Genomic DNA, 12,540 nt, shown 5'->3' on the forward strand with positions numbered 1-12,540 from the left:
TAAGTAAGCAGAAAAAGCAATGTAGCAACAATTTCTCACGTTAACCAACTATTATAGTGATTTCGACGTAAATAGCAGCAAAATACTGGTCTTATCAGTGTCGTGGGTACAAATATAAGAAGAATTAAGAAGGTGCCACTTAGTCAATTCAAGTGGCACTATTGCACTATTATTGTGCGCTGGCGCGCACAACTGCTAGGTGTTTAGCAAAGTCCTCAGCATTTAAAAAGCCCGTTACGCGCTGCGTACTAAGCTCTTGTCCTTGAGTATTAAAAAACAAAATACTAGGTAAACCAAACACCGTGTACTCTTCCATTAGCTCAATTGTTTTATTATCACTCTCAGTTAAATCAATTTGAATAAGCTGATAGTGGCTAAACTCACTTTGCACTTTGGCATCAGGAAAGGTGTAATGTTCAAACTCTTTACACGCCACACACCAGTCGGCATACAAATCGACCATAACCATTCGACCTTCGTCGTTTGCTTGTGCAACTGCTTCTTTTAGTTCTGCTAAATCAGCAACCTGTTTAAACTCATTATTTTGCGAGCTTACCTGTACTGTTTGTACTTGAACTGGCCAAAAGTAGTTTTTAGTTAACGTAAAGCCTGTAATAACTAATAGAGTTGCAGCAAACCATAATGCAGTTTTTAACTTGCTTTGTGTTTGGCTACTTTGCCAATGATGTAAGTACAGTGCTGTTGCTAGTGCAAGCACACCTGCCATTAATAATATAATGTCGGCGCTGATTAGTCGCTCAAGTAATATAAGCGGCACAACGAGCATCACAAAACCAAACAAGGTTTTAACTTGCTCCATCCAACCACCCGCTTTAGGAAGCAATTTACCGCCAGATGTACCGAGTAATAACAATGGTAATCCCATACCTAAACTGAGCACGTACAGTGTTAAACCACCTACTAAGTAATCACCACTTTGCGCTACAAATAACAGTGCCGCCGACAGTGGTGCCGTAGTGCAAGGTGATGCAATCAATCCCGAAAGTACACCCATTAAAAATACGCCAACGTAGTTGCCGCCTTTTTGGTTGTTACTTACTTGGGTTAGCTTGCTCATCATACTGCTTGGCAGTTTAATTTCGTACCAACCAAACATCGACATAGCCAATAATACAAACAATAAACTAAAACTGATTAACACAAATGGATGCTGTAAATACCCCTGCACTTGCCCACCAAGCGCCGCAACAACTAAGCCTAGTGCTGCATAGGTAACTGCCATGCCTTGTATATATACAAACGACAACGCAAACGCTTTTTTAGTTGAAAGGTTTTGCTGACCCGCAATTAAGCTCGACAAAATTGGAAACATTGGGAATACGCATGGCGTAAAAGCAAGGCCTACACCAACAGCAAAAAATATGAGTAAATTAGTTATTAAGCTCTGACTGGCTAATTGCTCAGTAAAAGTCAGTTCTTTTTCGGTGTCACCTGAGTTTGTTGTAGGTTCAGTAGTTGGATCGTTGAGTGCTGCAAATGTACTTTGCGCTGTTGCCGCTTCATCTGTAGCGCTATTTTGATCTACATTTTTAATCTGTGCGCCACTAATTACACTAAGTGGAATGCTAATCACTTCTGGTGGATAACAAAGCCCCGCTTTTGCACAGCCCTGATAGCGAACTTTAACAACCGCTCCCTCAGTGATATTACTTAACTTACTAACAACGCTCGCGGTATTAAAAAAGACTTCTGTTTTACCAAAAAATTCATCTTCAATAATTTCGCCACTACCCGAGTCACCTACTTGAATGTTTGCGCCCTTGGCAATGATTTCTATTTTCTTTTTATATAAATAATAGTCTGGCGCTATATCCCAACCTACAAACAAGGTGCTGCCTTGCTGATCAAAGTCAAATACAAACGCTTGGTCTACAGGTAAAAAAGTGTGTTGAGGAGGCCCAAGTAGATCACCAAGCACATTATTAGTCGCAGCCTTTACAGGTACGGTTAATAATGTAACCAACAATAAAAAGAAAAAACGCATTAATTCAGTACCTCGTCCATCCAATTAAAATACGCCAAATTTCCCGTAGAAACTTCTAAAACCTGAATCTCTGGCACTTCGTAGCTATGTAACTCTTTTATTGTTAGAAACACATCGTTCATTTTATCTGATTTCGTTTTTATAAGTAGCTTAGCTTCAGTTGCTTCTGCAACTTCGCCTTCCCACATATAAATAGAGCCCATGTTAGGTAAAATATTTACACAAGCAGCTAGTTTTTTTTCTACCAACGCCCTTGCAAGTGTGCGTGCTTCTGCTTCGTCTTTGCAGGTCGTAAAAATCATTTTAAAATGCGTAGTCATTATGAACCTATACTTATTGGACAGTGTCTATCATCATAGTATCTGATAGCCGATACAATGTGTAGACGCTAAAATATCAGTAAAATGACGATACCTATGCCCTAACCTTGAAAAGAGACCTCGTCACCCTCATTTATATTTCATCAACTCTTTTGAGTGTCATTATTTAGAGAGCGCTATGTTTAGATTTTTATTTGTGTTGTTTATTATCATCCCTATTGTCGAAATCGCTTTGCTGATTCAAGTAAGCGACGTGATTGGCGGATTTGCAACAATTGCACTTGTTGTTATTACGGCGATTTTAGGTGCCAAAATGGTTAAAACACAAGGTATGGGGGCGCTGCAAAACGTACAAGCGCAAATGGCGCAAGGGCAAATGCCAGCCAAAGAATTATTTACCGGAATATGCGTTGTAATTGCAGGTGTATTACTCCTTACTCCTGGCATTATGACTGACGTATTTGGGCTACTATTATTAACCCCTGCAATTCGTAACAAATTGGCTGCAGGCCTTGCTAGCCAAGCAACTGTTAGAATGAGCGCAGGCATGCAACAAGGGCCATCGCCGTTTGCTGGGCAGCAACATGCTGAACGAGAGCAAGGGCAAATGGAACGACCAACCACTATTGATGGTGAATATGAGCGAAAAGATTAAAAATTTATCGTTTTTTCTCTTGGAATTTTTCACTCTACCCCCATTAATGAATGCAAATTAGAAAAGCTTTTTTCTGTACTGTTCAGAAACTGTTAGGAGAACTAAAAAACATGAACATTCGTCCTTTACAAGATCGCGTAATCGTTAAACGTCTAGAAGAAGAAACAAAATCTGCTGGCGGTATTGTATTAACTGGCTCTGCAGCTGAAAAATCAACTCGCGGAGAAGTTGTAGCCGTAGGTAATGGTCGCGTTTTAGAAAACGGTGACGTGAGAGCGTTAGAAGTTAAAGCCGGTGACACTGTGTTATTTGGCTCATATGTTGAAAAAGTTGAAAAGATCGAAGGTCAAGAGTACCTGATCATGCGTGAAGATAATATTTTAGGCATTGTAGGCTAAACCTACTTTTCGTTTATAAACATTTAAGAATTTAGAGGAATTTAAAACATGGCAGCAAAAGAAGTACTTTTTGCAGGTGACGCACGCGCTAAAATGCTAACTGGCGTAAACATCCTGGCAAACGCAGTAAAAGTTACATTAGGTCCTAAAGGCCGTAACGTTGTACTAGATAAATCATTTGGCTCACCAGTTATCACTAAAGATGGTGTATCTGTAGCAAAAGAAATCGAACTTGAAGACAAGTTTGAGAACATGGGCGCACAAATGGTTAAAGAAGTTGCATCTAAAGCAAATGATGCAGCCGGCGATGGTACAACTACCGCTACAGTACTTGCACAGTCTATTGTTAATGAAGGCCTTAAAGCTGTTGCAGCGGGCATGAACCCAATGGATCTTAAGCGCGGCATCGACAAAGCAGTTATTGCTGCTGTTGCAGAGCTTAAAGCGTTATCTGTTCCTTGTTCTGATACTAAAGCAATTGCACAAGTAGGTACTATTTCAGCTAACTCTGATAAAGAGATTGGCGACATCATTGCACAAGCAATGGAAAAAGTAGGCCGTAACAGTGGTGTTATTACTGTAGAAGAAGGTCAATCACTTGAAAACGAACTAGATGTTGTTGAAGGCATGCAGTTTGACCGTGGTTACTTATCTCCTTACTTCATCAACAGCCCAGAAAAAGGCACTGTTGAACTAGATAACCCATTTATTCTACTTGTAGATAAAAAAATATCTAACATCCGCGAATTATTACCAACATTAGAAGCGGTTGCTAAAGCAAGCAAACCACTACTAATCATCGCAGAAGACCTTGAAGGCGAAGCACTAGCTACATTAGTAGTTAATAACATGCGCGGTATTGTTAAAGTATCAGCAGTTAAAGCACCTGGTTTTGGCGACCGTCGTAAAGCAATGTTACAAGATATCGCTGTATTAACTGGCGGTACTGTTATTTCTGAAGAAATCGGCTTAGAGCTTGAAAAAGCAACAGTTGAAGACCTAGGTACAGCTAAGCGCGTAATTATCACTAAAGATGATACAACAATCATTGATGGTGCTGGTGAAGAAGCGGGTATTAGCGGTCGTGTTTCACAAATTAAAGCACAAATCGAAGAAGCAACATCAGACTACGATAAAGAGAAACTACAAGAGCGCATGGCTAAATTAGCTGGCGGTGTTGCAGTAATCAAAGTAGGTGCTGCTACTGAAATGGAAATGAAAGAGAAAAAAGACCGCGTTGAAGATGCATTAAATGCAACTCGTGCAGCGGTTGAAGAAGGCGTAGTACCTGGCGGCGGCGTTGCACTTGTACGTGCAGCTAGCAAGCTGGTAGATTTAGTTGGCGACAACGAAGATCAAAACCACGGTATTAAAGTTGCACTTCGTGCAATGGAAGCACCACTTCGTCAAATCGTAACTAACGCTGGCGAAGAAGCATCAGTTGTAATTAACGCAGTTAAAGGCGGCGAAGGTAACTTTGGTTACAACGCAGCAACTGGCGAATACAACGACATGATTGAAATGGGTATCCTAGATCCAACTAAAGTAACACGCTCTGCATTACAGTTTGCAGGGTCTATTGCGGGTCTAATGATCACTACTGAAGCAATGGTAGCTGAAATCCCAAAAGATGAAGCTGGTGGCGCTGATATGGGTGGCATGGGCGGAATGGGTGGCATGGGCGGCATGATGTAATCATCCCCTAAACACCTAGCTCAAATAAAAACCCAGCTTCGGCTGGGTTTTTAGCTATTGGGCACAAATAAAGTAAAAGCCACAGGTGTGGCTAATTAATAAAATGACTTCGCGTATCCCTTTGCTTCTTAAATGCATGCCAAGCCATACTCAGAGTTAATTTTATTTATTAAAAATTATTAAGGATATTAAGATGAATAAAAAACCTGAACTAATCATCTCATCACTCGATGCAGATAGATTGTATGACTTAATGGAATCATTGCCTGCAGGTAGCTTTGCTAACAAAGAAGAATTGGAAGCTGAACTGGCACGAGCAACAATAGTCGAACCTAAAGATATGCCATCGTCAGTTGTAACGATGAACTCAACTGTAAACTTTATTGTTGAGTCTTCTAAAGAAGAATTTACGTTAACCTTGGTGTACCCAAAGAACAGTGACTCTAGCGGCGATAAAATATCGATATTATCACCCGTTGGTAGCGCATTACTTGGGCTAAACCAAGGCGACGAAATTGAGTGGCCTAAACCGAGTGGCGGCTTAATAAAGGTAAAAATAAAAGAAGTAACCTATCAACCAGAACGTGCTGGTGAATTACACAGATAAACACTTTATGCACTTAGTACTAAAAAATCGATTTAAAGTAAACCCAGCCTCAGCTGGGTTTTGCTTTTTATTATAAAGCAGATTGATACTGTTTAATTTATACCTATAACTAAGTTACATATTGGGGGCATATACCCTGCGTAATCATTTACTAATATGATAAAAAGCACATTATTTAATAGTACGGAGTGAGCTAAACATGACTAACGTTCAACAGCATATCGGCAGCATTGCATTAGTTGTTAAGGACTACGACGATGCCATTGAGTTTTATACTCAAAAGCTAAATTTTGAATTAGTCGAGGATACTGATTTAGGAGAGGGTAAACGCTGGGTGTTAATTTCACCTCCAAATTCAAACGGGGCTAGTTCAAACGGAACTTGTTCAAATGGGACTAATTCGAGCAGGACTAATCTACTGCTTGCTAAAGCCACAACACCTGAACAGATTAGCGCTATTGGTAATCAAACGGGTGGTCGCGTGTTTTTATTTTTGTATACTGATGACTTTTGGCGAGATTATAATTTAATGCTTTTTAAAGGCGTTATATTTAACGGAGAGCCTAGAGTAGAACCCTATGGCACCGTAGCGGTTTTTGAAGACTTGTATGGTACAAAATGGGATTTATTACAGCTTAATAATCAGTGAGATAAAATGCTGTTAAATATAAAAGCAAAATTTTTATTAAGCGCAGGAGTTATTGCATCTGCAGCGGCTGTATGGCATTTACTTTGTATATGGGGTGGCACTAGTTGGTTTATATTTGCTCGCGCCCCAATACAAATAATAGAATCATCACAGCAAGGTACATTCCTTGCGCCTTTAGGTAGTATTGCAATAGCTGGACTCATGTTTGCCTGTACTGCATTTGCCTTATCAGCAATTGGCTTAGTGCGTAACATAGTACTTACTAGAACCGCTTTAATTGCTATTGCAACCTTGTGTATCATACGAAGCTTAATAATTATCCCTGCATTAATACGAGCCGATACGTGGAATATTATAGCGAGCAGTGTTTGGCTTTATGTAGGTGTATGCTTTTTAGTGGGTGCAATAACGTTCCACAATTTAAAGCCGAACACTGATAGTTGAGTGACGCTTAAACTCACGTCACTTTATTAACTAACTCTCTTACAATTGCGAATAAATCACTGGGTAGCATTCCCCTTTGCCCGTCTCGCTCACTTGCAATATCACCGGCTTTAGCATGCAGTGTTACACCATAACGTGCTGCTTCATCAATAGTTAAACCTTGGGCAAGCAATGCACCAATAATACCAGTAAGTACATCGCCACTGCCGCCAACGGCCAATGCCGGGTTGCCATCTTCACATACCCACGTGTGCTGGGCATTATCTATTAATGTTCCTGCGCCTTTTAATACACAAGTCGCGTTATAGCGTTTAGCGCAAAGGCGGGCATAATTAAAGCGGTCTGATTCTATGTCGCTGGTGCTAACACTTAGCAGTCGCGAAGCTTCGCCGGGATGTGGAGTAAGTACGCATTGCTCTAACGTGTATGATGAAGCTTTCTTAGCCAGTAAATTAAGGGCATCTGCATCTATAACCAATGGCATTTTATTGTTTTGGCAATATTGCATTACTTCATCGAATGTTTGTTGTGCCCACTCGTCTTGCCCAAGCCCTGGGCCAATAACAACGCAGCTTGCCCACTCTAGCGCTTGATGTAAGTTATTACTGCTTACCATAAGTTCTGGTCTGCCAATACTAATAGGCGTTATTGAGCTTTCGTGTGTATACACTCTTACCATGCCAGCACCCGTTCTAAGAGCTGCTTCACTACTTAACCTAATTGCACCTGCAGTACCTTGATTGCCACCAACACATAAAAGTTTACCGTGGCTTCCTTTGTGACTATTGATTGCCCGCGTGGCTATTCCTTTAAAGCTATTGATATTAACAAGGGTTCCTGAAGATTGAGCGATACAAGTAAACGCATCGCCAATTGCTAAATCATCAAATACTAACTTACCGCTATATTGTTTACCTGCCGTCGTTGCGAGCCCTTGCTTAATGCCCACAAAAGTAACGGTTGAAGTCGCTTGTACTGCACATCCTAAAGGCTGCCCTGTATTCGCCTCAATACCTGACGGTATATCAATGCTTATTACGGGCTTATCACTGTTATTTACAGCTTTTATTATATTCGCAAAATTATCGCGCACTGCGTTTTTAAGGCCAGTACCAAGGAGCGCATCAATAACGATATCGCACCTATTAAGAGTGTCTTTTGTAAAATGAGAAACCACCCCACCCGCTTCAATCCATAACTGCTGCGCTTTTGCTGCATCACCGGTTAATACTTTATTAGGCTCAGCTGCGCATACTGTTACCTCTTTACCTGATTGCATAATAAGCCTAGCTACAATGTAACCGTCTCCAGCGTTGTTACCATGGCCAACAATAACTAATGTATGCTGTGCATCAAATAACTGCCATTGCTTATATACAGCCTCGCCTGCACGCTGCATTAGGGTAAATAAATCACAATGACTATTTTTAGCCGCTAAAGCTTCATTGTCTCTTACTTGTTGTGCGGTAAATAAAGTTTTATTGAGCATAAAAGCTCCTTTACTAGGTGATACTTCACCTTATCAAATACTTATATCTAACGGCTAGTTCCATTGATAATTTTAAACTGCAATTTTATTTAAAATCTAACTTAGCAAAATACTCCCAAGCCAATTTGGACATGACCAACATGAGCACGACTAACTTGAGCAAGGTGAGCTAATTAAAGTACAATACAGTTAATTAAAGGCTTGGCTTACTTGTAACCCAAGCCTGTTTATTTTTAGGTAGAGAAAAACATGGCACAAACTCGCGGTAACTTATTTATTTTGTCAGCCCCTTCTGGTGCTGGTAAATCAAGCTTAATCAATGCGTTATTAAAAAAACACGCTGACATGAAAGTATCTGTATCACATACAACTCGCGCCCCTCGCCCAGGTGAAGAAAATGACGTGCATTATCACTTTGTATCTACAGACGAATTTAAAGCGCTTATTGCCAAAGATGACTTTTTTGAATGGGCTCAAGTATTCGATAATTACTACGGCACATCAAAGCAGGCTATTGAGTCGCAACTTGATGCCGGTATTGATGTGTTTTTAGATATTGATTGGCAAGGCGCTCAGCAAGTGCGCAAAATTATGCCAAGCGTACAAACTATTTTTATTCTACCGCCTTCAAAAGAAGAATTAGAACAACGCTTAAATAACCGTGGCCAAGATTCGGCTGAGGTTATTGCCTCTCGTATGGCAAAAGCACAATCTGAAACATCACATTATAACGAATACGACTTTGTAATTGTTAATGATGACTTTGAGGACGCACTTGCCGACATAGAAATGATTGTAATGGCTCAGCGCTTAACACTAAAAGCGCAAGAAGATCGTCATCAAGTTTTACTAAATAGTCTGCTTAAATAATTTAAGCCTACTTAAATTAGGCTTAGGCAAGTAAAACTGATAAAAATTGAACACTGGCTATTGGCGAAAGTGGCTCCTTGGAGTAAACTACGTCTTTGCTTTTAAATTATTTTTGGAGTGCTGTGATGGCCCGCGTAACAGTTGAAGATGCAGTAGATGCAGTTGGTAATCGTTTTGACTTAATTTTAGTTGCGGCTCGTCGTGCCCGCCAAATTGCTGTTGGTGGTAAGACTCCACTAGTAGACCCTGAAAACGATAAGCCAACGGTAGTTGCTTTACGTGAAATTGAATTAGGTTTAGTTGATAGCGCTTCAATGGACTTAATTGACCGTGAAGAACAACAACACCAAGAAGCAGCAGAATTAGCTGCTGTTGCTGCCATTGTTGGTGGCAACCAATAATCGACCTCCCGGTCTGATTTAGCCAACGGCGCAGTATTTCTACTATAGCCGTTGGCAATCCTTTCATTTCATCGTATATTCGTAGCTTACCTAATTTGCTTCACTAGGGCCTTTTTATCTTTCGAGGTTAAATTTGCAGCAGTATGCTTGGTATTTAGGCAAGGCAGAGCCTATGTAGTGTGGTTATTTCCCATAAGTAGGCGATAACGCAGCATAAATGCAAAACATGCGCTGCCCAAAGGGTTCTGCCTAGGGGCAATTTACTCTTTGTTGCTCGATTTTTACTTAGCCCGCTAGGCTAAAAACCTCGCGCCGCGATTAAATCGCCCCTAGATTGAACAAATTTCAATCCTGAAAGGTCAACAGGCCCTAGAACATTGGAGTGTGAATGTATCTTTTTGAAGGTCTTAAAAAGAAAATTTCAGAATACTTGCCCGCTGCTGATGTAGAGCTGGTTCAAAAATCTTACGTGGTAGCCCGAGAGGCCCATGAAGGACAAACTCGCTCAAGTGGCGAACCTTACATAACTCATCCAGTAGAAGTAACCCAAATTCTTGCAGGCATGCATCTTGACCATGAAACGCTCATGGCCGCGCTAATGCATGATGTAATTGAAGATACTGATTTTAGCCAACAAGATTTAGCCGAAATTTTTGGCGAAACTGTGGCAGAACTCGTTGAAGGTGTAAGTAAGCTCGATAAGCTCAGCTTTAAAGATAAAAAAGAATTCCAAGCTGAAAACTACCGCAAAATGATTATGGCAATGACTCAGGATATTCGAGTTATTTTAATCAAGCTTGCTGATAGAACGCACAATATGCGTACTTTAGGGGCACTGCGCCCAGATAAGCGCCGCAGAATAGCACGTGAAACGCTTGAGATTTACGCGCCAATAGCAAACCGCTTAGGTATTCACGATATTAAAAATGAGCTTGAAGACTTAGGTTTTCAAGCTTTATATCCTATGCGTCATCGCGCACTTAAATCTGAAGTAGCTAAAGCACGTGGTAATCGCAAAGAAGTTATCACTAATATCCAACATGAAATAGAAGCACGTCTTGAAGAGTCAGGCATTAAAGCGACTGTGTCAGGCCGTGAGAAACATTTATATAGTATTTATAAAAAAATGCTTAATAAAGAACTGCTATTTAACGAAGTTATGGATATTTACGCGTTTAGAATTGCAGTTGATTCTATGGATACGTGTTATCGCGTATTAGGTGTGGCTCATAGTCTTTATAAGCCTATAGAAACACGCTTTAAAGATTATATTGCTGTACCAAAAACTAATGGTTACCAATCGCTTCATACTTCATTAGTTGGCCCACACGGAATACCTGTTGAGATTCAGATTCGTACTCACGATATGGATCAGATGGCCGACAAAGGTGTAGCGGCGCACTGGATGTATAAAAAATCAGGTGATGGTGCAGGTAATACTTCGCAGCAACGTGCTCGCCAATGGATGCAAAGCTTATTAGAACTTCAGCAAAGTGCGGGTTCATCGTTTGAATTTATTGAAAACGTAAAAACTGAGCTATTCCCAGAAGAAATTTACGTATTTACACCTGATGGTCGTATTGTTGAGCTACCAATGGGCGCTACCGCAGTCGATTTTGCGTATGCGGTTCATACTGATGTAGGCAACACTTGTGTAGGCGCTCGCGTTAATCGCAAGCCACATCCTTTAAGTCGGCCATTAGATACAGGGCAAACCATAGAGATAATAACAAGCTCAGGTGCCCACCCTAATGCAACATGGCTAAACTTTATTGTTACTGGTAAAGCACGCTTGGGTGTTCGTAATTACCTTAGAAGCCAGCATCATGAAGAGGCTATGCTTTTAGGGCGTCGTTTACTTGATTCGGCATTAGGCGAAAACAAACTAGATAGCATTGCTGATGAAAATATAGCGAGAGTACTTGAAGAGCACGAACTAACTACGCTTCTTGAATTACTTGTAGAAATTGGCTCTGGTAACTTAATGAGTATGTTAATTGCCAAGCGCTTATTGCAAAATGACAATGACGATTTAACTGATATAACAAGCCAAGCTAAAGCGACCATTATTGGTACTGAAGGCATGTTAGTGAATTACTCTAAGTGTTGCCGACCTGTACCAGGCGATGCCATTACGGCTCATATAAGCCAAGGTAAGGGCCTGACCGTTCACCGCCAAGAATGTAAAAATATTCGTGGTTGGGAAAATGAGCGCTCTAAATACTTAGTTGTAAAATGGGACGATAACCCAGAAAAAGAATATATTGCAGCTCTGAGAGTTGAAATTATTAACCATCAAGGCGCGTTAGCTAAGCTAACCAATGTTGTCGCTACAACCCAAGCCAATATTGTCGAAATTGCCACCGATGAAAAAGAAAGTAATTTATACGTGATAGATTTAGGGGTTACCGTTAAAAACCGTATCCACGTTGCTAACATTATGCGCCGCATTCGCGTTATGCCTGATGTACAAAAAGTCTATCGTAAAAAATAAAATAGGAAACACATGAATAAAGCATTTATCTCTACCGACAAAGCACCTGCAGCTATTGGCACTTATAGCCAAGCAGTTAAAGTAGGTACCGCTGTTTATTTATCTGGTCAAATTCCATTAGTTCCAGAAACGATGGAAATGATTTCAGAAGATTTTAGCGAGCAAACGCATCAAGTATTTAAAAATATTGCTGCGGTATGTGAAGAAGCAGGCGGAAAAATTCACGATTTAGTTAAAATCAATATTTACCTAACTGATCTATCTAACTTCGCCACTGTAAATGAAGTGATGAGCCAATACTTTAAACAACCTTACCCAGCTAGAGCTGCATTAGGTGTTCGTGCACTACCAAAAGGTGCACAAGTTGAAATAGACGGAATAATGGAATTACCTTCTACCAATTAAGTATTACAGGCTATAGAGCTTCTCTATAGCCTTTATTTTTCGCTCCACACTTCGTTTTATCTGACTTCTTGACTCAAATGTAAATTTCTAGCAATCTGTAGTTGTGTT

13 protein-coding genes are annotated in these 12,540 nt (G+C 40.4%); 10 read left to right on the forward strand and 3 right to left on the reverse strand.

Going from position 1 to position 12,540, the window contains the following annotated elements:
• Positions 1-169: 169 nt before the first annotated feature.
• Together I6F50_RS12140 and cutA are read right to left on the reverse strand one after the other, a co-directional pair.
• Positions 170-2,005, reverse strand: coding sequence for a protein-disulfide reductase DsbD (locus I6F50_RS12140; RefSeq protein ID WP_165740711.1), 1,836 nt, complete (start codon positions 2,003-2,005; stop codon positions 170-172).
• The gene (gene cutA, locus I6F50_RS12145; RefSeq protein WP_007580036.1) at positions 2,005-2,325 is read right to left on the reverse strand and encodes a divalent-cation tolerance protein CutA; all 321 of its coding nucleotides are present in this window, start codon (positions 2,323-2,325) and stop codon (positions 2,005-2,007) included. Before cutA ends, I6F50_RS12140 begins: the two co-directional genes overlap by 1 nt.
• Before the next feature lie 178 nt (positions 2,326-2,503).
• On the opposite strand from cutA, the gene I6F50_RS12150 reads away from it, so the two are divergent.
• The 6 genes from I6F50_RS12150 to I6F50_RS12175 all read left to right on the forward strand — a co-directional run bounded on the left by I6F50_RS12150 (position 2,504) and on the right by I6F50_RS12175 (position 6,773).
• Positions 2,504-2,980, forward strand: a complete 477-nt coding sequence (locus tag I6F50_RS12150) for an FxsA family protein (protein WP_165740712.1) — start codon at positions 2,504-2,506, stop codon at positions 2,978-2,980.
• A 110-nt stretch (positions 2,981-3,090) separates the two neighbouring features.
• Entirely contained in the window at positions 3,091-3,378 is a 288-nt protein-coding gene (locus I6F50_RS12155) for a co-chaperone GroES (protein ID WP_007580032.1), read from the forward strand.
• A gap of 48 nt (positions 3,379-3,426) precedes the next feature.
• Complete coding sequence (gene groL, locus I6F50_RS12160; RefSeq protein ID WP_165728306.1) at positions 3,427-5,073, forward strand: chaperonin GroEL; 1,647 nt, start codon at positions 3,427-3,429, stop codon at positions 5,071-5,073.
• 193 nt (positions 5,074-5,266) lie between these two features.
• Positions 5,267-5,680 carry a nucleoside diphosphate kinase regulator gene (gene rnk / locus I6F50_RS12165; protein WP_010555031.1) on the forward strand — a complete coding sequence of 138 codons (414 nt, stop codon included), beginning with the start codon at positions 5,267-5,269 and terminating at the stop codon, positions 5,678-5,680.
• Between the two features lie 199 nt (positions 5,681-5,879).
• Positions 5,880-6,329: a VOC family protein gene (locus tag I6F50_RS12170; protein WP_197119387.1), complete on the forward strand. Its 450-nt coding sequence runs from the start codon at positions 5,880-5,882 to the stop codon at positions 6,327-6,329.
• A gap of 6 nt (positions 6,330-6,335) precedes the next feature.
• The gene (locus I6F50_RS12175) at positions 6,336-6,773 is read left to right on the forward strand and encodes a hypothetical protein (protein WP_007580023.1); all 438 of its coding nucleotides are present in this window, start codon (positions 6,336-6,338) and stop codon (positions 6,771-6,773) included.
• A 13-nt stretch (positions 6,774-6,786) separates the two neighbouring features.
• Here the strand turns inward: I6F50_RS12175 and I6F50_RS12180 are convergent, their stop codons facing one another.
• Positions 6,787-8,262 carry an NAD(P)H-hydrate dehydratase gene (locus tag I6F50_RS12180; protein ID WP_197119388.1) on the reverse strand — a complete coding sequence of 492 codons (1,476 nt, stop codon included), beginning with the start codon at positions 8,260-8,262 and terminating at the stop codon, positions 6,787-6,789.
• 249 nt (positions 8,263-8,511) lie between these two features.
• Between I6F50_RS12180 and gmk the strand changes: the two genes are divergently transcribed.
• From gmk to I6F50_RS12200, 4 genes are all read left to right on the forward strand, one after another.
• The gene (gmk, locus tag I6F50_RS12185) at positions 8,512-9,132 is read left to right on the forward strand and encodes a guanylate kinase (RefSeq protein WP_197160727.1); all 621 of its coding nucleotides are present in this window, start codon (positions 8,512-8,514) and stop codon (positions 9,130-9,132) included.
• Positions 9,133-9,257: 125 nt separating this feature from the next.
• The gene (gene rpoZ / locus I6F50_RS12190) at positions 9,258-9,533 is read left to right on the forward strand and encodes a DNA-directed RNA polymerase subunit omega (RefSeq protein ID WP_007378835.1); all 276 of its coding nucleotides are present in this window, start codon (positions 9,258-9,260) and stop codon (positions 9,531-9,533) included.
• Between the two features lie 388 nt (positions 9,534-9,921).
• A complete protein-coding gene (gene spoT, locus I6F50_RS12195; RefSeq protein ID WP_007580016.1) occupies positions 9,922-12,027 on the forward strand; it encodes a bifunctional GTP diphosphokinase/guanosine-3',5'-bis pyrophosphate 3'-pyrophosphohydrolase in 2,106 nt (701 codons plus the stop codon).
• Positions 12,028-12,039: 12 nt separating this feature from the next.
• Complete coding sequence (locus I6F50_RS12200) at positions 12,040-12,432, forward strand: RidA family protein (RefSeq protein WP_007580015.1); 393 nt, start codon at positions 12,040-12,042, stop codon at positions 12,430-12,432.
• The last annotated feature ends 108 nt before the right edge of the window (positions 12,433-12,540 follow it).

This window comes from Pseudoalteromonas sp. NZS127_1, from assembly GCF_015864295.1.
Lineage (GTDB): Bacteria > Pseudomonadota > Gammaproteobacteria > Enterobacterales > Alteromonadaceae > Pseudoalteromonas > Pseudoalteromonas arctica.

Excerpts from the sequence above, each read along its gene's own strand:
- gmk (WP_197160727.1), top strand. The coding sequence starts at position 8,512 with ATGGCACAAACTCGCGGTAACTTATTTATTTTGTCAGCCCCTTCTGGT.
- rpoZ (WP_007378835.1), top strand. The coding sequence starts at position 9,258 with ATGGCCCGCGTAACAGTTGAAGATGCAGTAGATGCAGTTGGTAATCGT.
- I6F50_RS12150 (WP_165740712.1), top strand. The coding sequence starts at position 2,504 with ATGTTTAGATTTTTATTTGTGTTGTTTATTATCATCCCTATTGTCGAA.
- I6F50_RS12200 (WP_007580015.1), top strand. The coding sequence starts at position 12,040 with ATGAATAAAGCATTTATCTCTACCGACAAAGCACCTGCAGCTATTGGC.
- I6F50_RS12140 (WP_165740711.1), bottom strand. The coding sequence starts at position 2,005 with ATGCGTTTTTTCTTTTTATTGTTGGTTACATTATTAACCGTACCTGTA.
- I6F50_RS12180 (WP_197119388.1), bottom strand. The coding sequence starts at position 8,262 with ATGCTCAATAAAACTTTATTTACCGCACAACAAGTAAGAGACAATGAA.
- cutA (WP_007580036.1), bottom strand. The coding sequence starts at position 2,325 with ATGACTACGCATTTTAAAATGATTTTTACGACCTGCAAAGACGAAGCA.
- rnk (WP_010555031.1), top strand. The coding sequence starts at position 5,267 with ATGAATAAAAAACCTGAACTAATCATCTCATCACTCGATGCAGATAGA.
- I6F50_RS12175 (WP_007580023.1), top strand. The coding sequence starts at position 6,336 with ATGCTGTTAAATATAAAAGCAAAATTTTTATTAAGCGCAGGAGTTATT.
- groL (WP_165728306.1), top strand. The coding sequence starts at position 3,427 with ATGGCAGCAAAAGAAGTACTTTTTGCAGGTGACGCACGCGCTAAAATG.
- I6F50_RS12155 (WP_007580032.1), top strand. The coding sequence starts at position 3,091 with ATGAACATTCGTCCTTTACAAGATCGCGTAATCGTTAAACGTCTAGAA.
- I6F50_RS12170 (WP_197119387.1), top strand. The coding sequence starts at position 5,880 with ATGACTAACGTTCAACAGCATATCGGCAGCATTGCATTAGTTGTTAAG.
- spoT (WP_007580016.1), top strand. The coding sequence starts at position 9,922 with ATGTATCTTTTTGAAGGTCTTAAAAAGAAAATTTCAGAATACTTGCCC.